Consider the following 22,294-nt stretch of genomic DNA (forward strand, 5'->3'; position numbering starts at 1 on the left):
AACGGACGATCGAATTGAAAATTAAACGATTTTTTGCAAAAGACATGCGAACAGCTCTGCTCCAAGTTAAAGAAGAACTTGGCTCAGAAGCGGTGATCATGTCTAACAAAAAGGTCGCAGGTGGCGTGGAAATTGTTGCCGCTATTGATGGCGAATCCAGCCCATCGACAGCGAGCCCTAGACTCAATAAACCTAAGCAGCCTACGCAAAGCCAGTACACCCAAATGACTGAGTCAAAAGTACCAGCTGGGCGTCGTCAATTAGATGATGACAAGGTTAGTATCCAACCTAATGCTGAAGGCGGACGCTCAATGACCAAGCGCTTTGCGAACATGCTAAAGCAATACAGTCATGGTGCAGAAGATGAGCAACAACATCGCGCTGAAAACGAAGACTCGCTATCAGCATTGCTCAATCGCCAGTCAAGTAAGGGTCATCAACCTCAGAGTAGCCAACATTCTAGCGGCAGCCTCGACTCGACTTTTGCTCGTGAAACGGGTTTATCTAAATTGATTGCCGAAGATCGCAGAGTAGAGCGTCCAGCACCTCGCTTAGATCCTACCCGTTATGATCGTGGTCGAGAGAATACTCAGTCCAAAGGTTCAGATACTGAAATGGAAACGATGCGAGATGAGATGACTTCAATTCGTCGTCTGTTAGAGCATCAAGTGTCAGGTTTAATGTGGCAAGAAGTTGAGCGTCGTGAACCGCTCAGAGCCATGCTTATTAAGCGTCTTGAGCGTATGGGTGTATCTGCAGAATTAGCCGATCAAATGGCTTGCTATATTCCTGAAGATACCAAACCAGCACGAGCATGGAAGGCTTTGTTAGCACTGGTTGCTGACCAAATCTCTGTAACACAAAAAGATATTTTAAAACGCGGCGGTATTGTGGCCTTACTAGGCCCGACTGGCGTAGGTAAAACAACGACTGTTGCTAAGCTCGCAGCCCGCGCAGCAATGGAGTACGGTGCAGACAACGTTGCACTTGTGACAACGGACACATATCGCATAGGTGCACATGAGCAGTTATCGATTTATGGTCGAATTATGGGGTGTCCTGTAAGAGTTGCTAAAGATTCTAGTGAATTGGCCGATGTAATATATCAGTTACGTAATCGTCGCCTGATTCTAGTCGATACTGCAGGTATGGGACAACGAGATGTTCGCCTATCTGAGCAGTTAGACACATTGATGCAAGAGAGTGGTTCCGTTATCAATAGTTACCTTGTGTTACCCGCAACCGCGCAACGCAAAGTACTACAAGAAACCATTGAACACTTTAGAAGAATCCCGCTGTCGGGATGTATCCTGACGAAGCTGGATGAATCGCTTAGTTTGGGTGAGTTCATCAGTGTGGTAATACAAAATGCATTACCAGTTGCTTATATAGCAAATGGTCAACGAGTTCCTGAAGATATCGTTATCGCTCAGCCAAAGTACATGATTGCTAAGGCCAATGAGTTATTAGAAAAATCGACAGAGAATGAACCTCATTACTGGAATAGCGATTCTGAAGGGCTCTAGGCGGCGGATAAATATGAATGAGAATATGATACACGATCAAGCTAGCGGCCTCCGTCGCTTAACCCAGCCTTCACTCACGAAAGTTATTGCTGTAACGGGTGGTAAGGGAGGTGTCGGTAAATCGAATGTAACGTTAGGTATGGCTATTTGTATGGCTCGCCAAGGCAAGAAAGTCATGGTGCTGGATGCTGACTTAGGATTAGCTAACGTAGACATCATGCTCGGCATTCGTTCTAAACGAAATCTTGGGCATGTGTTGGCTGGCGAGTGTGAGCTTAAGGATGCGATTGTCGAAGGTCCGCATGGAATTAGAATAATTCCAGCGACATCGGGCACACAAAGCATGACTGAACTTTCACACGCTCAACACGCCGGGTTGATTCGTGCTTTTGGTTCGCTTGAAGACGAGATGGATATCTTGTTGGTTGATACAGCTGCGGGCATATCCGATATGGTCATCAGCTTCTCAAGAGCAGCGCAGGATGTGGTTGTGGTGGTTTGTGATGAACCAACGTCGATTACTGATGCATATGCATTGATTAAACTGCTGAGTCGAGAGCACCAAGTTCAGCGATTCAAAATTGTTGCAAATATGGTCAGAAGCTACCGCGAAGGCCGAGAATTATTTGCAAAGTTGACTTTGGTCACAGAGCGCTTCTTGAATGTGAGCCTCGAACTCGTAGCATGTATTCCTTTAGATGATAAAGTACGTCAATCAGTTAAGAGACAGAAAATCGTAGTAGATGCGTTTCCTCGCTCTCCAGCTGCATTGGCAATCAGCTCTTTGGCTAATAAGGCATTGACCTGGCCAATACCAAAAACACCAAGCGGACACTTGGAGTTTTTTGTTGAAAGGTTGCTGAACCGTACTGAATTTATAGAGGAACCATTTGGTGAATAAAGCGCTTACTTACGATCAACATGCTAATCACAATAGCCAGCAGGCTTTTTTTGAGAAGTACTCTGTGTTGGTTAAGCGTATCGCTCATCATTTGTTGGGGCGATTACCGCCTAATGTATTAGTTGATGACTTGATTCAAGCCGGCATGATTGGCTTGATTGAAGCACAACAGAACTATGATGGTACCAAAGGCGCAAGCTTTGAGACGTACGCAGGTATTCGAATTCGTGGGGCAATGTTGGATGACATTCGCCGCGGGGATTGGGTGCCGAGATCAGTTCATAAAAATAATCGAGAAATCAGTAGTGCAATCGCAGAATTAGAGGGCACTCTCAATCGCGATCCTAGTGACGCTGAAGTGGCAAAGCACATGGGGCTGAGTTTAGACCAGTATCACAGTGCGTTAACTGATATTAATTGCTCAAAATTGGTTGGGATAGAAGACTTAGGTGTCTCTGATGATGTAATATCTCCGAATGAAGATTCTCAAGATAATACGCCTTTTCAAGGGGTTGCTGATGAATCATTCCGCCAAGCTTTGATCGACTCGATAAAACAGCTTCCGGAAAGGGAAGGCCTCGTGCTTTCGCTTTATTACGACGAAGAACTCAATTTAAAAGAGATTGGGGAAGTATTAGGTGTCAGCGAATCTCGTGTCAGCCAAATACTAAGCCAATCTATGCAGCGTTTACGCACTAAATTAAGTGCTTGGACACAGAACGACTAACAACACTGATTTTATTCAGTGGAGGCTAATTTGAACAAAAACATGAAAATTCTCATTGTTGATGACTTTTCAACGATGCGCCGAATTGTTAAAAACCTACTTCGTGATTTAGGTTTCAACAACACTCAAGAAGCAGACGATGGCTTGACCGCGTTACCTATGCTGAAAAAAGGCGAATTTGATTTCGTGGTAACTGACTGGAACATGCCGGGTATGCAAGGTATTGATCTTCTAAAACACGTCCGTGCAGACGCTGAACTTAAGCACCTTCCAGTGCTTATGATCACAGCAGAAGCTAAGCGTGAGCAGATCATTGAAGCAGCGCAAGCGGGTGTTAATGGTTACATTGTGAAGCCGTTCACTGCCGCAACTCTAAAAGAGAAACTCGACAAGATTTTTGAGCGTTTATAAGCACTCATAATAACCTGTTTTAGGCGCTTCATAGAGAGACATTAACTTTTTTGTTTCCCGTTTATCTCTAAGGCTGAAGCGTAACAAACTATGCGGAGTAAGGCCGGACTCAGGATGATTTCATTAGAACAAGCAAAAAAATTAGTAGAGCTGCTTGAAAACGACGAGCAGCAAGGTGCTGATTCTCTTGTTAGAAGCATTTATGAAGATAATTTTAATCTTCAAGATAACCCAATGCTTCAAGAAATAGGCAGTCTGACTCGTGACCTCCATGATTCTTTGACACAATTCAACTTTGACGAGCGTATTAACGTTATCGCAAATGATGAAATCCCTGATGCCAGGGATCGCCTTCAGTATGTCATTGATAAAACGGAAGTTGCGGCGAACAAGACGATGGACGCTGTCGATCGTTGTATGCCAATTGCAACTAATTTACACGAGTGTTTACTTCAAGTAAGGCCTCAATGGAATGAACTGATGCATGGCCGCATTGAGCTGGTAACATTTAAAGCTTTATGCCACCGCATTGATGGATTACTTGTCCAAGTAGAAGGCGATAGTACTGAACTACGTGGACAACTGACTGAAATCTTGATGGCTCAGGATTTCCAAGATTTAACTGGGCAGATTATTAGCAAAGTTATTACCTTGGTGAATGAGGTTGAAGGACGTCTGGTAGAGATCCTCACCGTATTCGGTGCGAATCAAATAGAACCAACACCAGAGACAGAGAAGAAAGCATCTATTGCTCCTGAGGGTCCGATTATGAACCCAGAAGCTCGTGAAGATGCTGTTGCATCTCAAGATGAAGTCGACGATTTGTTATCCAGTCTTGGATTTTAAAGGTAACGTATGAGCTACGATTTAGACGAAGATATTCTTCAGGACTTTTTAGTCGAAGCAGGAGAGATCCTTGAACTCCTATCAGAACAACTGGTAGAGCTAGAGAATAACCCTGACGACAAAGAACTACTAAACGCTATTTTCCGTGGTTTCCATACAGTAAAAGGTGGTGCTGGTTTCCTAGCATTGACCGAGCTGGTGGATACTTGTCATGGTGCTGAGAATGTGTTCGACATTCTAAGAAATGGCCAACGCAGCGTAACATCAGGACTGATGGATACGATGCTACAGGCTTTAGATACCGTCAATGTACAGTTTAAAGCCGTGCAAGATGAAGAAGCTTTAGTACCAGCAGACCAATCTTTACTGGATGAACTTCATCGCCTCTGTAAGCCAGAGTCAGCAGATGAAGTGGCACCAGTAGAAGCTCCAGCACCGGTTATCCCTGAGCCTATCGTTGCTGCTCCTGAGCCTGTTATTACTCCGGAACCTACTGTTGAAAGTACAAACATCAGTGCATCTTCCGTGGATGATATTTCTGAAGATGAATTTGAGCGCTTGCTTGATGAACTTCACGGTAAGGGTGGTTCACCAACGACATCTTCTGTAGACACACCAGCACCAGCACCCGTGGCACCTCAGCCAGTTGCTGCCAGTGGTGACATTACTGATGACGAATTTGAAAAGTTGTTAGATGAACTGCATGGTGCAGGTCAAAGCCCGACAGCTGCAAGCTCAACGCCACCTCCTCCTCCGCCAGTTGCTCCTGTAGCCAAAGCACCAGTTAAGTCTGAAGGCGATGACCTCATGACTGATGCTGAGTTTGAGAGTTTACTTGACCAGTTACACGGTTCAGGTAATGGCCCTTCAATTGAAGAGTTGGATGCTGCGACTAAGCCTGTTCAAGCGAAGCCCGAGCCTGTTGCGCCGAAAGTCGCTCCTAAACCACAGCCTGCTCCTGTTGCTGTAAAAGCAGAGCCTAAGCCTAGCGTACCAGCAAAAGCTGAAGTTAAAGCGCCAGCGAAGAAGCAGCAAGCTGAAGCCACAGTTCGTGTTGATACATCAACACTGGATACCATCATGAACATGGTGGGTGAGCTAGTGTTGGTTCGTAACCGCCTTGTGAGCTTAGGTTTAAACAGCAACGACGAAGAAATGTCGAAAGCTGTCTCGAACTTAGACGTAGTTACTGCTGACCTACAAGGTGCAGTAATGAAGACGCGTATGCAGCCGATCAAGAAAGTATTTGGTCGTTTCCCACGCGTTGTCCGTGACCTTGCTCGTACCTTGCAGAAAGACATCGTTCTTGAAATGCGTGGCGAAGAAACGGATCTTGATAAAAACTTAGTAGAAGCACTTGCTGATCCCCTGATTCACTTGGTGAGAAACTCTGTCGATCATGGTATCGAAATGCCAGATGATCGTGTTGCTGCGGGTAAATCTAAAACCGGTAAAGTGATTCTGTCTGCCTCTCAAGAGGGCGACCACATTGAGCTTGCTATCGTTGATGACGGTGGTGGTATGGACCCTGATAAGCTTCGTGCTATCGCGGTTAAGCGTGGTCTGATGGATGACGATGCAGCGTCTCGCCTAACAAATAAAGAGTGTTTCAATCTAATCTTTGCTCCTGGCTTTTCAAGTAAAGAAAAGATCTCAGATATCTCTGGCCGTGGTGTAGGTATGGACGTTGTGAAAACAGCGATCAACACACTGAATGGTTCAATTGATATCGATTCAGAGATGGGTCAAGGCACCAAGATTACCATTAAGGTTCCGTTGACACTTGCAATTCTACCAACCTTAATGGTCGGTGTTGCGGGTCACCCGTTCGCATTACCACTGGCATCGGTTAACGAGATCTTCCACCTAGATTTAAGCCGCACAAACGTGGTTGATGGTCAGCTGACTATCATCGTTCGCGACAAGTCTATTCCACTGTTCTACCTACAAAATTGGCTGACACCTAAAGAAGGTCTTGTTGAAGGACGTCAAGGTCATGGTCATGTTGTTATTGTGCAACTTGGTAGTCAACGTGTTGGTTTTGTCGTCGATGCGCTTATCGGCCAAGAAGAAGTGGTTATTAAGCCACTTGATAAACTTCTTCAAGGCACGCCAGGAATGGCAGGTGCGACAATTACAAGCGACGGTCACATAGCATTGATTTTAGATGTGCCGGACTTGTTGAAGCAGTACGCAGCTGCATCAAGAATTTAATTTAAGGATAAATATGGCGATTAAAGTATTAGTCGTTGATGATTCGAGCTTCTTCCGTCGACGAGTAAGCGAGATCATCAACTCGGAGGCTCGCCTAGAAGTCATCGATGTAGCAGTAAACGGTAAAGAAGCGGTTGAGAAAGCGAAACAGCTAAGACCTGACGTGATTACCATGGACATCGAAATGCCTGTCATGGACGGTATCACAGCTGTTCGCGAAATTATGGCTGCGTCTCCAACGCCTATTTTGATGTTTTCATCGTTAACGCATGATGGTGCGAGAGCTACGTTAGATGCTTTAGATGCTGGTGCTCTAGATTTCTTACCTAAGAAATTTGAAGACATCGCTCGTAACCGCGATGATGCTGTCGCATTGCTTCAACAGCGCGTGATTCAGATTGCTGCAAAGCGCGCGTTTATGCGACGTGCACCTGTTGCGCCAAGAACTACGGCAACAGCTACGGCTTCAACATCAGCGCCATTGCGCCAGCCTATTTCAGCAACAACCCCAGCGGCTAAACCCGCGGTTGCATCAACCGCGAAATTCAGAGCTTCGGGTAAAAAGTATCAATTAACTGCAATTGGTACTTCTACTGGTGGGCCAGTTGCACTACAGAAAATTTTGACACGCATCCCTGCCAGCTACCCACATCCCATTGTGTTAGTGCAGCATATGCCAGCAACGTTCACCGCTGCTTTTGCTAGCCGATTGAATACCTTGTGTAAGATTGAAGTTCGTGAAGCTCAAGACGGAGACTTGTTGAAACCTGGGGTGGCTTATCTTGCTCCAGGTGGAAAGCAAATGATGATTGATGGTCGCCCGGGTTCGGCGCGTCTGAAGATTATCGATGGTGGTGACCGAATGAACTACAAGCCTTGTGTGGATGTTACTTTTGGTTCTGCAGCTAAGATCTACGGCGATAAAGTATTGTCTATGATCTTGACCGGTATGGGTGCTGATGGTCGAGAAGGTTCTCGCATGTTAAAAACCGCGGGTTCGACCATTTGGGCGCAAGACGAAGATAGCTGTGTTGTATATGGTATGCCTCAAGCTGTAGCGAAAGCTGGCATTTCTACGGAAGACCTACCTCTAGACCGCGTTGCGGAACGGATTTTGGTTGAAGTTGGGTTAGCTTAGGTAAATCGACATGATTGTTTGGAGTGTTGCAAACCAAAAAGGTGGCGTTGGGAAAACGACAACGACAGTGACCCTAGCCGGCTTACTTGCCTTAAAGGGCCATCGTGTGTTGTTGGTTGATACTGACCCTCATGCATCACTAACCACCTATCTGGGTTACGACTCAGATACGGTGGAATCGAGCCTGTTTGACCTGTTCCAGCTGCGTCAGTTTTCTACGCAAGCTGTGAGAGAGTTGACAATACAGACTGAAATTGAAGGTATCGATATTATTCCCGCACACATGTCATTGGCGACATTAGACCGTGTAATGGGAAATCGAAGTGGTATGGGTTTGATCTTAAAGCGAGCTTTGGCCGCTTTGAAAAATGACTATGACTACGTGCTTATCGATTGCCCACCTATTCTTGGTGTGATGATGGTGAATGCGCTGGCTGCTAGTGATCGTATCTTGATTCCGGTACAGACTGAATTTTTGGCAATGAAGGGGTTAGAGCGCATGATTCGCACTCTAACCATTATGCAGAAGTCTCGTAAAACACCGTTTAAGGTGACGATTGTCCCGACGATGTACGACAAGCGAACCAAAGCGTCATTGCAAACATTGACTCAGCTTAAAGATGACTACCCAAACCAAGTTTGGACATCTGCTGTGCCAATTGATACCAAGTTTAGAGATGCCAGTCTAAAGCGTTTACCTGCATCTCATTTTGCATCGGGTAGCCGTGGCGTGTTTGCCTATAAACAGCTGCTTATTTATCTCGAGAGGTTAGCGATAAATGAGCGCGAATAACGAATCGACAATGACGCAACCAAGTTTATCGAGTGAACAAGCAATCGATGATTACTTTACTGCGCTGTTAGGTGATGAAAACTTTGAATCTGATGCTTTTTTTGTTGACGAGTCTAGCGACGAATCACAAACTAAAAAGCCAGAGCCAGAGCCAGAGCCAGAGCCAGAGCCAGAGCCAGAGCCAGAGCCAGAGCCAGAGCCAGAGCCAGAGCCAGAGCCAGAGCCAGAGCCACAATTGTCGACAAGTCACTATTCAAGCTACGCTGAAATACGCGCCGCAGAATTTGAAGTGCCTAATCTTGAGGATGTTCAGAAACTTCTGAGTCGGTTAGAAGCAACGAATGTCGTTGATGAGCTGAATCTAGATGAGTTGATGGATCAGAACACACAGCAAATTGCTCAGCAGGCAGACATGCAAATGTTTGACGCTGCAGTTGAGTCTGTTCAAGTGACTGTAGACCCTGAAATTCAAGATTGGGATCTTCCTGAACCAGAATTAGCCGTTGAAAGCGAACGGGTCGTCGAAGCTGAAGCGCTTGAAACTGAAGTGCCCGTAACTGAACATTTTGAAGTTAAGGCGGCTGAATCCGATCTTGAATCTCCTCAAATCGATCCAGTTACCGAACTTGAAACCCAAGCCGGAGGAGCCGGTCAGTTTACATCTTGGGAAACGACGGCTAGAACTGAAGATTTTCAAGTACTGTATTTTGATGTCAACGGTGTGACGTTTGCGGTGCCACTTGATGAGCTCGGGGGGATCCATCGCCTTGAAGAGGTAAGTCATATTATTGGTAAACCTGCTTGGTATTTGGGGTTGCAAACTAATCGTGACAGTAAGCTGGATGTGGTTGATACCGCAAAATGGGTAATGCCTGAAAAGCTATTATGTGATGATTATAAAGATAACTATCAATATATAGTAATACTTGGCGAAAGCTTGTGGGGGCTTGCGAGCACAGAGCTCAAAGGTACCGAGCTGCTTAATACAGATAAAGTACGCTGGCGAGAAACGGCAGGCAAACGGCCATGGCTCGCTGGTATGGTAAAAGAAAAAATGTGTGCTTTGATTCATGTTGAAGCATTAACCGCCATGCTAAATGCAGGGCTAGACGTAAAATCATTGGGCTAATACCAATCACAGTAAGTAAGTGCACAACAATAGTGTAGGAAAAAGGCTTGAGAATAAGGCGGAACTTTTTGATAAGTAGTTATTCTACTATCAAAAATTCTAACGCTGTTATCGAGCACTTTAACAAGCTAGGATGAACAGTTATTTACGACGATTGATATAACAATAAGCATCAAGTTAATAATAGTGGTCGGCAACGACGGCAAGAGGATTATCTATGTCTCATATGAGTGAAGTTGAAGTAAGAAAAGATCAAACTAATGATGAAGTGCTTCAATGGGTAACATTTCAACTCGAAGAAGAAACTTACGGCATCAATGTAATGCAAGTACGTGAAGTATTGCGTTATAGCGAGATTGCTCCAGTACCGGGCGCTCCAGACTACGTTTTAGGTATTATCAACCTGCGTGGTAACGTTGTTACTGTTATTGACACTCGTTCTCGCTTTGGTTTGATGCAAGGTGAAATCACAGATAACACTCGCATTATCGTTATTGAATCTGAGCGCCAAGTAATTGGCATCCTAGTAGATAGCGTTGCTGAAGTGGTTTACCTGCGTTCTTCTGAAATCGACACAACACCAAGTGTTGGTACTGATGAAAGTGCTAAGTTCATCCAAGGTGTTAGCAACCGTGATGGTAAGCTGCTTATCTTAGTAGATCTAAACAAACTACTAAGCGAAGATGAGTGGGATGAGATGGCTCATCTGTAATGTTTGAAGCGCTTCCTTTAAGCCCCGTCGCTCTGATATCTGGCGTTGGGGTTTTTACGTTATTCATTGTGATTTTGATTAGCAAAGTAAAAAGTGCGATTCAAAAGCAGATCGATAAGTCACGCCTGCAAGTTCGTAACTTGGACAAAGAGCTTCAAAAGTCGAGTAAGCAATTACTCGAGGTTCGCTCTGTTGTGGTTGGTCTTGGCCAGAAAGTGACTGAACAGCAAGATCTGATAAAGCATTTGAATGAACGTATTGTTGAGTTGGAACATGCGGACACCGACGGGCGTCTGTATACGCGTGCAACAAAAATGGTGCAGCTTGGTGCTGGGATAAACGAACTGATCGAAGAGTGTGAATTACCTAAAGCGGAAGCTGAGCTGATGATGTCTCTGCAGAATAAGCTCGCAGGTAAAGAAAAAATTCCTTCGTTAAGAAGTAACCCTTCACCGTATGACGAACAACCTGCACCCCCTCGTGATCGCAGAGACCCGACTCGACGTCGTTAAATTGAGCGCTTACTGCGAAATGAGCAATTGATGTTTATCACGCAACTCTCTTAAAAGAAGCTTCGGCTTCTTTTTTTATGCCTGTTATATCTATATAGAACGATGTTTATAAGTGTTTGTATCTAATGCAATATCTTGTTTGTTGGTGAAAATGTGTAAATTGTGATGCGGTGGTAACAGTTTCTTACGGAGTTTGTTCTTTCGAAAAGGCCTAGTCCTGTTTTGTGACCTTATTGGTGTGCTACTATAGCCCTCTCATTACTCGACTAAATTTACCTATGCTAGAAGTCTCAAATTTAACTGCTATTCGTGACGACAGGGTTCTGTTTGAATCGTTGTCTTTTCAATTGAAACCCGGAGAACTGGTTCAAGTTGAAGGTCGTAACGGTACTGGGAAAACGACACTCCTTAGGATTATCACTGGGCTAGGCGATCGCGATGACGGCACTATCTCTTGGGATGGCGAATCTATTGAGTCGAGTCGAGATGTGTATCACCAAAATTTGCTTTTCTTGGGTCATCAAACCGGCGTGAAGCGTGAGCTTAGTGCCTATGAGAATCTGAGCTTCTATCAATCGATTCACAGTAGTGGAACGAGTAAGGAAGAACTTTACAATGCATTGGCTCAAGTAGGGCTTGCTGGTAGAGAAGACGTCCCAGCAGGACAACTTTCAGCGGGGCAACAGCGCCGTGTAGCGTTGGCTCGCCTGTGGTTGAGTAAGCAAATGTTATGGATTTTAGACGAACCACTGACTGCGATAGATAAGCAGGGTGTTAAGGTTCTGGAGTCTCTTTTTTCTCAGCATGCAGATAACGGTGGCATTGTGTTATTAACCACGCACCAAGATATGTTTGCTGATAGCCCGAAACTAAGAAAAATAAAGTTGGGTGAGTAATATGATCTCTTCAATGACAACGATCATCCGACGTGAGCTATTGATCGCATTTCGTCGCCAAGCCGATATCTTTAACCCTCTGTGGTTTTTTATTATTGTCATCACCCTTTTCCCATTGAGTATCGGCCCTGAGCCAAACCTACTTGCGCGTATTGCTGCGGGTATTGTTTGGGTAGCGGCTTTGCTTTCTGCATTGCTCTCGTTAGAGCGTTTATTTCGTGATGATTTTCAAGATGGCGCGCTTGAGCAGATGATGTTGATGCCCATCCCGTTGCAGTTGGTAGTCTTGTCCAAGGTCATAGCACACTGGTTATTGACAGGGTTACCATTAATACTGATCAGTCCGTTGTTGGCGGTACTGCTGTCCTTGGATTTCGATACTTGGTTATCGGTAGTCTTAACGTTATCGGTAGGTACGCCTGCATTAAGCTTTATTGGTGCGATTGGTGTGGCTTTAACGGTTGGATTACAAAAAGGTGGTGTGCTGTTAAGTCTGCTTATTTTGCCGTTGTATATCCCAATTCTTATATTTGCTACATCAGCGATTGATGCCGCAGCACTAGGCGTTGCGTATACCGGACAACTAGCTGTATTAGGGGCAATGCTAATGGGCGCGATGACGCTCACCCCATTTGCCATCAGTGCAGCACTGAGAGTGAGTGTTAACTAGTTAATTACTTGGTTAAGGTTAACTAAGCACTCACCAACACTTTGCTTGTTTAAAGTGAACGATTTAAAGCTGTCAAATGCCTAGAGTCACTGAAAGGCAAAGTAAACCAAATAAATTATAATAATTATAGCTGTGATAGCTGTAAGCAATATGAAGTAAGAGTGAGATTACAACATGTGGAAATGGCTCCATCCCTACGCCAAAGCAGAAACCTCTTATCAGCTTGCTGGTAAACTTCTGCCATGGTTTTCGATCCTAGCGCTATTGTGTCTATCCGCCGGTACTGTCTGGGGGCTTGCATTTGCGCCTTCTGATTACCAGCAAGGCGATAGCTTCCGAATTATCTATATCCATGTTCCATCTGCAATTTGGTCTATGGGTGTATACATGTCGATGGCAATTGCTGCCTTTATCGGTTTGGTATGGCAGGTAAGGTTATCAGACATGGCTGCTTTGGCTATGGCGCCTATCGGTGCTGTATTTACCTTTATTGCGTTATTAACTGGCGCAGTTTGGGGTAAACCAATGTGGGGGGCTTGGTGGGTTTGGGATGCACGTTTAACTTCAGAGCTGATTCTTCTATTCTTATATTTGGGTGTGATTGCACTTCACCACGCGTTTGACGACCAAAAAACCGCAGCAAAAGCAGCCGGCATTTTGGCGATCGTTGGTGTAATTAACCTACCTATCATTCACTTTTCAGTAGAGTGGTGGAACACACTCCACCAAGGCGCGACAATTACTAAGTTTGATAAGCCTTCTATTTCAAGTGACATGCTATGGCCGCTTCTTCTTAACATCTTCGGTTTTGCCTTTTTCTTTGGTGCTGTGACTATGGTTCGTTTTAGAAACGAAATCATCAGTAAAGAGAGTCACCGTCCATGGGTTCGCAAGCTAGCGGCTAATAAAGCGTAGTAGGGTAGGTAATTATGTATTTTGAATCTCTGAGTGATTTCTTTGCCATGGGTGGCTACGCCTCATATGTATGGAGTGCATTTGGAATCACATTCCTCGCGATGATCATTTTACTGGTCGTAAGCGTTCGTCGTGGTAAGCAATTATTAAATGAAGTACAAGCTAAGATTGACCGTCAAGCTCGTATTGATGCAGCAAAAAATATGGAGAACACTCTATGAACCCAAGACGCAAAAAGAGGCTAGGCATTATCTTAGCGATCTTTTTTGGTATCAGTGCAACTGTTGGATTGATGGTTTATGCACTTAACCAGAACATGGATCTGTTCTATACACCAACTGAGCTCGTCAACGGCAAAGATGGTAAAAAACCTGAAGTGGGTCAACGCTTACGTATTGGTGGCATGGTTGTAGTCGGCTCGGTAAGCCGTGACAATGAATCATTGCGTGTAAGCTTCGATTTGGCTGATGTAGGCCCTAAAGTGACGATTCTATATGATGGCATCCTTCCTGATCTTTTCCGTGAAGGCCAAGGTATTGTTGCTCAAGGTGTCCTTAAGGATGCAACGACAATTGAAGCGTTTGAGGTGTTGGCAAAGCACGATGAAGAATATATGCCTTCTGAAGTTGCTGAAGCAATGAAGAAAACTCATGAGCCTTTGCAATACACGACTGAACAAAAAGAAGGAAATGCTCAATGATAGCCGAGATCGGCCATTTTGCGATGATCCTGTCTTTGGGACTTGCACTGCTGCTAAGCGTGCTCCCACTGTATGGAGCCGCTCGAAATAACACATTATTGATGAACAGTGCACGACCGTTGTCGTGGGGTATGTTCGGATTCCTAGCGATTTCGTTTTTTATCTTGTGTTACGCGTTCTACACTAACGATTTTACGATTCAATACGTAGCAAGTAACTCGAATAGCCAACTGCCTTGGTACTACCGAATCACTGCGGTCTGGGGGGCTCATGAAGGCTCACTACTGCTTTGGGTTCTAATCCAAGCGGGTTGGACGGTAGCCGTTGCAACGTTTAGTCGTGGTATGCCTCAAGAGTCTGTGGCTCGCGTACTCGCGATTATGGGTTTGATTACTGTCGGCTTCTTGCTGTTCATTATCGTAACGTCTAACCCGTTTTTACGTACATTGCCTTTCTTCCCTGTTGATGGCCGTGACTTGAACCCACTACTGCAAGATCCGGGTTTGATTATTCACCCGCCAATGCTTTACATGGGTTATGTAGGTTTCTCTGTTGCGTTCTCTTTCGCAATCGCTTCTCTAATGAGCGGTCGTTTAGATACGGCATGGGCTCGTTGGTCTCGTCCTTGGACAATCGCTGCTTGGTTATTCCTAACAGTAGGTATCGCTCTAGGTTCATGGTGGGCTTACTACGAACTTGGCTGGGGTGGCTGGTGGTTCTGGGATCCAGTAGAAAACGCTTCATTCATGCCTTGGTTAGCTGGTACTGCTCTAATGCACTCACTAGCGGTAACCGAAAAGCGAGGCACATTTAAAGCTTGGACAGTATTACTGGCTATCTCTGCATTCTCGCTAAGCTTACTAGGTACATTCTTAGTTCGTTCGGGCATCTTGGTATCGGTTCACGCATTCGCGTCGGATCCTGCTCGCGGTATGTTTATTCTAGGTTTCCTAGTCTTTGTTATCGGTGGTTCACTGCTGTTGTTCGCCGTTAAAGGCGCATCGGTTCGTGTTCGCGGTAATTTTGATTTGGTTTCTCGTGAAAACGCACTGCTTGGTAACAACATCTTATTGATTGCTGCGCTTGTCGTTGTGTTAGTCGGTACGCTACTGCCATTAGTTCACAAACAGTTAGGCTTGGGTTCGGTATCTATCGGTGCACCATTCTTTGATATGTTGTTCTTCTGGTTAATGATCCCGTTCTCGTTCTTACTTGGTATCGGTCCTCTGATCCGTTGGAAACGTGACAACCTATCTAAGCTCGTTAAACCTATGATGATCTCAGGTGCACTCTCACTGGGCTTAAGTGCGCTAATGGTTACGATGCTGGCTGACCGTTTCAGCGGTACCGCTTTTGCTGGTTGGGTAATGGCATTCTGGATTATCTTCATGCATGGCTTTGAGCTTCATGAACGTGCGACACACCGTCATACATTCCTGAAAGGCCTGACTAAACTACCTCGTAGCCACTGGGCGATGATGTGTGGTCACATTGGTTTGGCCGTGACAGTGATTGGTATTGCGATGGTGCAAAACTACAGCATCGAACGTGACGTACGCTTAGCACCAGGTGAAAGCTACCAACTTGAAGAGTACAGCTTCCTGTTTACAGGAGTTCGTGACAAAGATGGCCCTAACTACGATGGTTACATTGCTGACTTTGAAATTACCAAAGAAGGCAAATACATCAACACGCTTCACGCTGAAAAACGTTTTTACACAACCGCTAAGTCGATGATGACAGAAGCGGCGATTGATCGTGGCGTAACGCGCGACCTTTACATCGCAATGGGTGAGCGTTTAGACGACAATAAATCTTGGGCTGTGCGTATCTACTACAAACCATTTGTACGTTGGATCTGGGCTGGTTCTCTGATTATGTCGATTGGTGGTGTTATTGCTATCAGTGACCGTCGTTACCGCTTCCGTAAGCCAACGAAAAAGTCTACTAAAGAGCAGGAGGCTTAATTCGAATGAACAAGAAGATTTTATTCATTCCATTGATTGCGTTCATGGTTCTAGCTGGAATCTTTGCGACTCAATTGATGCGTAACCAGTCGGGTGATGACCCGACTAAACTTGAATCGGTATTGATTGGTAAGCCAGTACCTGAGTTCGGTTTAGAAGACTTAGAGCATCCAGGCAAGTTTCATGATCAAGCTATCTTTAAAGGTGAGCCACTGCTTCTAAATGTGTGGGCGACTTGGTGTCCTACTTGTTATGCAGAGCACTCTTACTTGAATAAGTTAGCGGGTCAAGGCGTTAAGATTATTGGCCTTAACTACAAAGATGATCGCAATAAAGCGGTAGGTTGGTTAAAAGAGCTGGGCAATCCATACTTGATCAGCCTGTTCGATGGTAACGGCATGCTAGGTCTTGACCTTGGTGTGTATGGCGCTCCAGAGACTTTCCTCATTGATGCTAACGGCGTAGTTCGTTATCGCCATGTTGGTGACGTGAACCCAACTAACTGGGCATCGACGCTTGAGCCGATGTACCAAGAGTTGTTGGAGGAAGCGAAATGATTAAGAAGACACTGATTGCTCTATTCGCTACATTTGCTATTTCGGCGACTGTTTCTGCTGCGCCTATCGAATTTCATGAATTTGATACCGTTGATCAAGAGCAGCAGTTCAAAGAGCTAAGCAACACGCTGCGTTGCCCTAAATGTCAGAACAACACCATTGGTGATTCGAACGCAGAGCTTGCGGTTGATTTACGCCAAAAAGTGTATGAAATGACAAAAGATGGCAAGTCGAAGCAAGACATCATTGATTACATGATTGCTCGCTACGGTAACTTTGTTACTTACAACCCACCACTCACATTAGCCACATCAATCCTTTGGGTTGGTCCGTTTGCGGTAGTCGTGTTTGGTTTCGGTTTGATCATTTTACGAAGCCGAAAGTCAAAGTCGAAAGCAGTAGAGTCAGATAAAGACTGGGATGCAGACAAAGAAGCTCGTTTAAAAGCGTTACTCGATGAAGAGAACGACGGAGATAAGAAGTAATGACTCTATTTTGGATTTCTACCATTATCCTTTCGCTAGCAGCTATTTTCTTAATTGTTCTGCCCTTCATAAATAAGAAGGCGAACAATGATGAAATGCTTCGCGACGAGTTGAACAAAGCATTCTATAAAGATCGTCTCGTTGAGCTCGAAGTAGAAGCAGAAGAAGGCCTTGTTGATAACCAACAAGAGCTGATCGCTGATTTGAAACAGTCTCTACTTGATGATGTACCTGCGCAGAAAGAGATGAAGAAGACCCAAATCTCAACATTGGGCGTCGTAGTACCATCTATTGTCCTAGTCGTGGTTGTTACATATGGTATGTACTTTCAGTTTGGTGCTCTGGATAAAGTCCAACACTGGCAAGAAGTGAGTTCAAACCTTCCTGAGTTGTCTAAAAAGCTAATGTCATCGGAAGGTGGTGCATTAACGGATGATGAACTAGAAGATTTGACTCTGGCACTTCGTACTCGTCTGCACTATCAACCAAAAGATTCGACAGGTTGGTTACTATTAGGTCGTATTGCATTGGCTAACCGCGACGCGGAAACTGCGAAAGATTCGATGCAAAGAGCTTACAAGCTTGAGCCAAAGAATGAAGATGTTCAGCTAGGTTATGCACAAGCATTGATGCTTTCACCTGATGATGCGGATCAAAACCAAGCTCGTTTAATTTTGAGCCGTTTGATTCAAAACGACTATGTTGATCTTCGTGTGTTCTCGTTGCTAGCGTTTGATGCGTTTGAGCGTCAAGACTACCCAGGTGCTGTTAAGTACTGGAGCATCATGCAACAGATGATTGGTCCACAAGACAGTCGCTATGAAATGTTGTCGCGCAGTATTGAAAGTGCACAGAAGAAAATGGGCAATGCTATGGGCGTTGACCAAGGTAAAACTGTTGCTGTAACGCTTGAATTATCTGGTGATGTGAATGCTGCCCCTAGTTCAGTGTTAGTTGTATCAGTGCACAGAGCAGACGGCTCACCAATGCCTATTGCTGCGGCTCGTTATCCGCTAGGAACTTTCCCTCGTACTGTCGTTCTTGATGATGGCAACAGCATGTTGGAAGGGCAGAAGCTGTCCAGCCTTGAAACTCTAATGGTTAGAGCTAGGCTTGATACAGATGGTAACGTTTCAACTCGAGACGGTGATTGGTACGGTGAAAGTGAAGTGGTTGAACTGGGTGCCCCAGTTACCATTGATATCAATAAGCAATATTAATCATTACTTTGCATAGGTGTTAGCTATTCCGATTTATTAAAAAACGGTATAGACTTACGCAACCAATTGAGGCCAGCGATTGCTGGCCTTTTTTATTATTCCTTATGGAAAAGGTGATATGTCTATCAGTGTTTTAAGACTTTCGAGTTTACTCTTCATCGCAAGCTTAACGGTAGGTTGTTCGAGCGTACCAGATGAAAGCAATGGCGATGATAACCTCGAAACCTCTGAATATGTCGAAGAGTCCCATCCGAACGACCCTTTTGAAGGTTTCAACCGAGCGATGTGGGATATCAACTACGAGTATCTCGATCCTTATTTGGTTCGACCTGTTTCTCTTGCCTATGTTGACTATACCCCTGTACCAATTCGCTCTGGTATTTCCAATTTTTTAGCCAACTTAGATGAGCCATCAAGTATGCTCAACAATCTCATTATGGGTAATGGTGGGAAAGCGCTTGATCATTTCAATCGTTTTTGGATTAACTCTACCTTTGGTCTTCTTGGTCTGATTGATATTGCTAGCGAAGCGGGGATCACCAAATATGACGAAAAGTCGTTTTCTGATGCGATTGGGCATTATGGGGTAGGGAATGGACCGTATTTTATGCTGCCGGGATATGGCCCTGTGACGACTCGACAAGTAACAGAGCAAGTGGATAGCTTATACGTACCTTTGTCTCTGTTTACCTTCTGGGCAAAGTTAGGGAAGTGGGCCTTTGAAGGTATGGAAACACGTGCTCAGTTGGCCTCGCAAGAAGCCTTATTAGATGACTCTCCAGACCCATATGCTTTGACTCGTGATATTTACATTCAACGTCAAGACTTTAAAGCTGAGGTCGAGCCAGAAGAGGTTGATCTTGAGGAAGAAGATTTCATTGATGAGTATCTCGAAGATTACTAAATACAAAGCTTAGATAAGCAGATAAGAGAAAGGCTCGATGTTAATTCAACATCGAGCCTTTTTAATGCTGTCTACTTTTCTACCTTTCGGTAAGTAGATAATTAGGTAACTAGCCTAGAAGCGGTAGTTAGCTTGGATACCGACTAACCAGATGCTGCCTGTCACTTCGCCTTCGAAGCTACCACCAAAGTAATCTGCTTTTGGATCTTTTTCATGCATTTTCGCGTCTTTCGCTAGAATGTAAGTGAAGCCTGCATCCAGAGTTAGCTGTTCAGACCATTGGTAGCCCGCACCAATACTTAACCAAGTGCGGTCTGTTTCTGGGATCGTCGCAGTACGGTGCTCTTCGCTTACCGCTGAAGTATCGTAGGCAATACCAGAACGTAGTGCTAGTTTAGGGGTCATTTGGTAAGTAGTACCGATTGCAAAACGGTAGTTGTCTTCCCAGTTCTCTTGCTTGATCTCTACGCTTTTTTCGCCAGGGAAATCAGCAACAAGTTCTTTAAAGCTGCTCCAGTTCGTCCAGTTAATACTTGCGTGAACCGCTACAGTGTCTGTCAACTGGTGGAAGCTAGCAAGTTCAGCTGTTGCCGGAAGAGCGAGATCCATTGAGCCACTTTTGTGTGCTTCTGGGTATTTAGGGTTGAAGCCAAAACCTTTAGCGTAACCTTCTAGAGTTAGATCTACTTCTGATTTGTAGGTGAAGCCTAGGCGGTTGTCTTCATTAATATCCCAAGCGGTACCAACTTGCCAGCCCCATGCCTTGTCATCACCTTCCATGTATTTCAGAGTTGTTCCCACTGGTAGAGTAGAAGCGGCAGTAGCGCCAAAGCTACCTTCAGCCATGATGTAACGTACGCCACCACCAATAGAAACACTCTCTAGAACTTGATATGCCGCGTTCAAGTTCAGCTCCATAGTAGTCACACTTGCTTCGTTACCATGGTTTGCGCCACCGAAGTCTTTACCTAGGTCTGTTGCCATACCGTAGTTTGTGCCTGCAGCAAAACCCAACGCAAATTTGTCATTGTACTTATGAGAAGCATAAAAATTTGGAATAAAAGCACTGTGCGCGAAGTCACTAGAGTTTGATGCTGTTGTACCACTGCGAGTTGTAGAAGTCCCTTCAATATCAATGTTTGGGTCTACGTAGATACCACCAACAGAAACCTGTGTGCCTTCTAGGTATGTAAGAAGAGCGGGGTTACGCCACTGTGCATCTGCACCATCAGCCATCGCAGCTTCACCAGCGTACGCACGACCTAGGCCTGTTGCTGAATATTCTGCTAGTTGAAAACCTGCCGCGTTTGTTACGGTAGAAGTCGAAAGTAGTCCAACTGCCACTGCAGCAGAGAGAAGAGTTTTATTCATTTTCATTATTATGTTCACTGAATCATACGTATTTAGTGGCGTGATTCTACGTTTAGAGTTATTACTTTAAAAATGAAATTCGAATAAAACAGTGTTTTAGGTATTAAATGAGAAAAAATGTTTAATTATTAGAGAAATCATCTAAATGTTTCGGCTGTGTTGCGAAGTTTGAGCGTACACATGTAGCTATATATTTGCTCTGCAGGCTACAGTTGTAAGCTTAAATTGAGGTTGGTCAGTGGTTTAGGTAAACAAAAAGGGTCGCACAATGCGACCCTTTTGAGATTATAGCTAGCTTTATATTAGAAGCTGCGGCTGTACTGAAGACCTAATAGGATTGCATCAGCATGTGTCGTCGCTGTTAGTGGCGTTTTTGAAGAGTTTTCTGAAACTTTCACATCGTCGCCTAACAAGTATGTAAAGCCGAAGTCTACGTTTGAAGCGGTGTCAATGTGGTAAGTGAAACCAGCAGAGAACCACTGACGGTCTGAATCCGGAACAGAGATAGATGTTAGTTCGTCTTGCGCACTGGTGTCATACATGTAACCGGTACGTAGTGTCCACGTATCGTTTAGGTAGTAAGTACCACCAATTGCGTAGTGCCAGCCATCTTGCCATTTGTATTCTTTATTGTACGCGCCTTTGATCGCACCTTGAGATAGGTTCTGGAATTCGATCTGGTCGAAGTCACCCCAGCCGATCCATTGTACAGAGTAGTGAACTGCGAACTTAGTATCTTCAATTTTGTGGAAACCAGAGAATTCAGCGATGTCTGGTAGTGGTAGCGTGATCTCTTGGCCCTTGTCATCTTTAGCGGTGATTTCAGGGCTGTAACGGTAAGATAGACCAAAACGGTTGTTTTCATCTAGTTCATAAACGGTACCAACGTTAAAGCCAACAGCCCAACCATCAGCTTTGTCGACGTTTAATAAAGGAGTGCCAAGAGGTACATTACCAGCTTGCATGCCTACACCTGAGGTGCGTTTCATAGTGCCTTGACCATAAATAAGGTCTAAACCTGCACCGAAGCTCCATTGGTCGTCTAGTCGGTAAGAACCTGCAAGACCAAAGTTAACGCTCTTAACATCCGTTAAGCCGCCGTATTCAGCTGCCGGGTAGTTGTTGTCAAACTCTGTTTTAGTACCGAAGTTTGAGTAGGCATTGATACCCCAAGCAAATTTTTCATTTACCGGAACGATTAAGTGGATGTTAGGTGCGATTGATGTGTCACCTACATCATCAGTATTATTTACCGGAACTTTGCCACCAACGTAGTTAACGTCGTTGACTTCAATCATTGAGGTGATACTTTCGAAACCAAGAGACAACTCAGTTTTATCAAAAAGTGCCATTGCTGCAGGGTTACGTGCCATAACTGACGCGTTATCTGCGATTACTGCATCACCAGCAAAAGCACGGCCAATACCGGTTGCTGATTGTGCGTTAAGTTGGAAACCTGCTGCCATCGCTTGCGAAGACGCCAGTGTAATTGTTACTGCTAAAAGAGACTTTTTAAACAGACGCGTGTTGTTGGTAGTCATTCATTTATTCCTTTTTATATCCGCCTCTACAGGGCGATTAATTTGAGCAATTGCTCAATGGTGGCTGATCCTATTCGCAAGTATACGATATACAAATCCGACCATTGGAAATTTTGAGTGGAAAATTACGGAAATGACGCCTATCTGGCACGAAAATGG

The 22,294-nt window shown here is 44.7% G+C and carries 23 protein-coding genes; 21 read left to right on the forward strand and 2 right to left on the reverse strand.

Annotated elements, in window-relative coordinates:
- The first annotated feature begins 14 nt into the window (after positions 1-14).
- The 21 genes from flhF (at position 15) to K08M4_RS04330 (ending at position 19,223) form a co-directional block, all read left to right on the forward strand.
- A complete protein-coding gene (gene flhF / locus K08M4_RS04230) occupies positions 15-1,526 on the forward strand; it encodes a flagellar biosynthesis GTPase FlhF (RefSeq protein ID WP_086048963.1) in 1,512 nt (503 codons plus the stop codon).
- Between the two features lie 13 nt (positions 1,527-1,539).
- Positions 1,540-2,427 carry a MinD/ParA family protein gene (locus tag K08M4_RS04235; RefSeq protein WP_086048964.1) on the forward strand — a complete coding sequence of 296 codons (888 nt, stop codon included), beginning with the start codon at positions 1,540-1,542 and terminating at the stop codon, positions 2,425-2,427.
- Positions 2,420-3,154 (forward strand): RNA polymerase sigma factor FliA, encoded by a 735-nt coding sequence (locus tag K08M4_RS04240; protein ID WP_009848537.1) that lies wholly within the window; start codon positions 2,420-2,422, stop codon positions 3,152-3,154. Before K08M4_RS04235 ends, K08M4_RS04240 begins: the two co-directional genes overlap by 8 nt.
- A gap of 42 nt (positions 3,155-3,196) precedes the next feature.
- Complete coding sequence (gene cheY, locus K08M4_RS04245; RefSeq protein WP_012603445.1) at positions 3,197-3,565, forward strand: chemotaxis response regulator CheY; 369 nt, start codon at positions 3,197-3,199, stop codon at positions 3,563-3,565.
- Between the two features lie 114 nt (positions 3,566-3,679).
- On the forward strand, positions 3,680-4,411 hold the full coding sequence (locus tag K08M4_RS04250) for a protein phosphatase CheZ (protein ID WP_086048965.1): 732 nt from the start codon (positions 3,680-3,682) through the stop codon (positions 4,409-4,411).
- 9 nt (positions 4,412-4,420) lie between these two features.
- On the forward strand, positions 4,421-6,625 hold the full coding sequence (locus K08M4_RS04255) for a chemotaxis protein CheA (protein ID WP_086048966.1): 2,205 nt from the start codon (positions 4,421-4,423) through the stop codon (positions 6,623-6,625).
- Between the two features lie 13 nt (positions 6,626-6,638).
- Positions 6,639-7,763: a protein-glutamate methylesterase/protein-glutamine glutaminase gene (locus K08M4_RS04260; RefSeq protein WP_086048967.1), complete on the forward strand. Its 1,125-nt coding sequence runs from the start codon at positions 6,639-6,641 to the stop codon at positions 7,761-7,763.
- Positions 7,764-7,773: 10 nt separating this feature from the next.
- The gene (locus tag K08M4_RS04265; protein WP_086048968.1) at positions 7,774-8,556 is read left to right on the forward strand and encodes a ParA family protein; all 783 of its coding nucleotides are present in this window, start codon (positions 7,774-7,776) and stop codon (positions 8,554-8,556) included.
- Positions 8,543-9,685 carry a chemotaxis protein CheW gene (locus K08M4_RS04270; RefSeq protein WP_086048969.1) on the forward strand — a complete coding sequence of 381 codons (1,143 nt, stop codon included), beginning with the start codon at positions 8,543-8,545 and terminating at the stop codon, positions 9,683-9,685. Before K08M4_RS04265 ends, K08M4_RS04270 begins: the two co-directional genes overlap by 14 nt.
- A 217-nt stretch (positions 9,686-9,902) precedes the next feature.
- Complete coding sequence (locus K08M4_RS04275; protein WP_009848530.1) at positions 9,903-10,397, forward strand: chemotaxis protein CheW; 495 nt, start codon at positions 9,903-9,905, stop codon at positions 10,395-10,397.
- Complete coding sequence (locus tag K08M4_RS04280; protein WP_086048970.1) at positions 10,397-10,909, forward strand: DUF2802 domain-containing protein; 513 nt, start codon at positions 10,397-10,399, stop codon at positions 10,907-10,909. The genes K08M4_RS04275 and K08M4_RS04280 overlap by 1 nt, the downstream gene beginning before the upstream one ends.
- Positions 10,910-11,187: 278 nt before the next feature.
- Complete coding sequence (gene ccmA, locus K08M4_RS04285; RefSeq protein ID WP_086050382.1) at positions 11,188-11,805, forward strand: cytochrome c biogenesis heme-transporting ATPase CcmA; 618 nt, start codon at positions 11,188-11,190, stop codon at positions 11,803-11,805.
- Position 11,806: 1 nt separating this feature from the next.
- Entirely contained in the window at positions 11,807-12,475 is a 669-nt protein-coding gene (gene ccmB, locus K08M4_RS04290; protein ID WP_086048971.1) for a heme exporter protein CcmB, read from the forward strand.
- Between the two features lie 174 nt (positions 12,476-12,649).
- Positions 12,650-13,390, forward strand: a complete 741-nt coding sequence (locus tag K08M4_RS04295; protein WP_009848526.1) for a heme ABC transporter permease — start codon at positions 12,650-12,652, stop codon at positions 13,388-13,390.
- Positions 13,391-13,404: 14 nt separating this feature from the next.
- Positions 13,405-13,611, forward strand: coding sequence for a heme exporter protein CcmD (gene ccmD / locus K08M4_RS04300; RefSeq protein ID WP_009848525.1), 207 nt, complete (start codon positions 13,405-13,407; stop codon positions 13,609-13,611).
- Entirely contained in the window at positions 13,608-14,090 is a 483-nt protein-coding gene (ccmE, locus tag K08M4_RS04305) for a cytochrome c maturation protein CcmE (RefSeq protein WP_009848524.1), read from the forward strand. The genes ccmD and ccmE overlap by 4 nt, the downstream gene beginning before the upstream one ends.
- Positions 14,087-16,057: a heme lyase CcmF/NrfE family subunit gene (locus K08M4_RS04310; RefSeq protein WP_086048972.1), complete on the forward strand. Its 1,971-nt coding sequence runs from the start codon at positions 14,087-14,089 to the stop codon at positions 16,055-16,057. Before ccmE ends, K08M4_RS04310 begins: the two co-directional genes overlap by 4 nt.
- A 5-nt stretch (positions 16,058-16,062) precedes the next feature.
- The gene (locus tag K08M4_RS04315; protein WP_086048973.1) at positions 16,063-16,614 is read left to right on the forward strand and encodes a DsbE family thiol:disulfide interchange protein; all 552 of its coding nucleotides are present in this window, start codon (positions 16,063-16,065) and stop codon (positions 16,612-16,614) included.
- Entirely contained in the window at positions 16,611-17,099 is a 489-nt protein-coding gene (locus K08M4_RS04320) for a cytochrome c-type biogenesis protein (protein ID WP_009848521.1), read from the forward strand. Before K08M4_RS04315 ends, K08M4_RS04320 begins: the two co-directional genes overlap by 4 nt.
- Complete coding sequence (gene ccmI / locus K08M4_RS04325; RefSeq protein ID WP_012603452.1) at positions 17,099-18,319, forward strand: c-type cytochrome biogenesis protein CcmI; 1,221 nt, start codon at positions 17,099-17,101, stop codon at positions 18,317-18,319. Before K08M4_RS04320 ends, ccmI begins: the two co-directional genes overlap by 1 nt.
- 118 nt (positions 18,320-18,437) lie before the next feature.
- Positions 18,438-19,223, forward strand: a complete 786-nt coding sequence (locus tag K08M4_RS04330) for an MlaA family lipoprotein (RefSeq protein WP_086048974.1) — start codon at positions 18,438-18,440, stop codon at positions 19,221-19,223.
- A gap of 114 nt (positions 19,224-19,337) precedes the next feature.
- Here the strand turns inward: K08M4_RS04330 and K08M4_RS04335 are convergent, their stop codons facing one another.
- Together K08M4_RS04335 and K08M4_RS04340 are read right to left on the reverse strand one after the other, a co-directional pair.
- On the reverse strand, positions 19,338-20,600 hold the full coding sequence (locus tag K08M4_RS04335) for an outer membrane protein transport protein (RefSeq protein ID WP_086048975.1): 1,263 nt from the start codon (positions 20,598-20,600) through the stop codon (positions 19,338-19,340).
- A 296-nt stretch (positions 20,601-20,896) separates the two neighbouring features.
- Complete coding sequence (locus K08M4_RS04340) at positions 20,897-22,135, reverse strand: outer membrane protein transport protein (RefSeq protein ID WP_086048976.1); 1,239 nt, start codon at positions 22,133-22,135, stop codon at positions 20,897-20,899.
- Positions 22,136-22,294 lie beyond the last annotated feature (159 nt).

Origin of the sequence: Vibrio syngnathi (genome assembly GCF_002119525.1) — a bacterium.
GTDB lineage: Bacteria > Pseudomonadota > Gammaproteobacteria > Enterobacterales > Vibrionaceae > Vibrio > Vibrio syngnathi.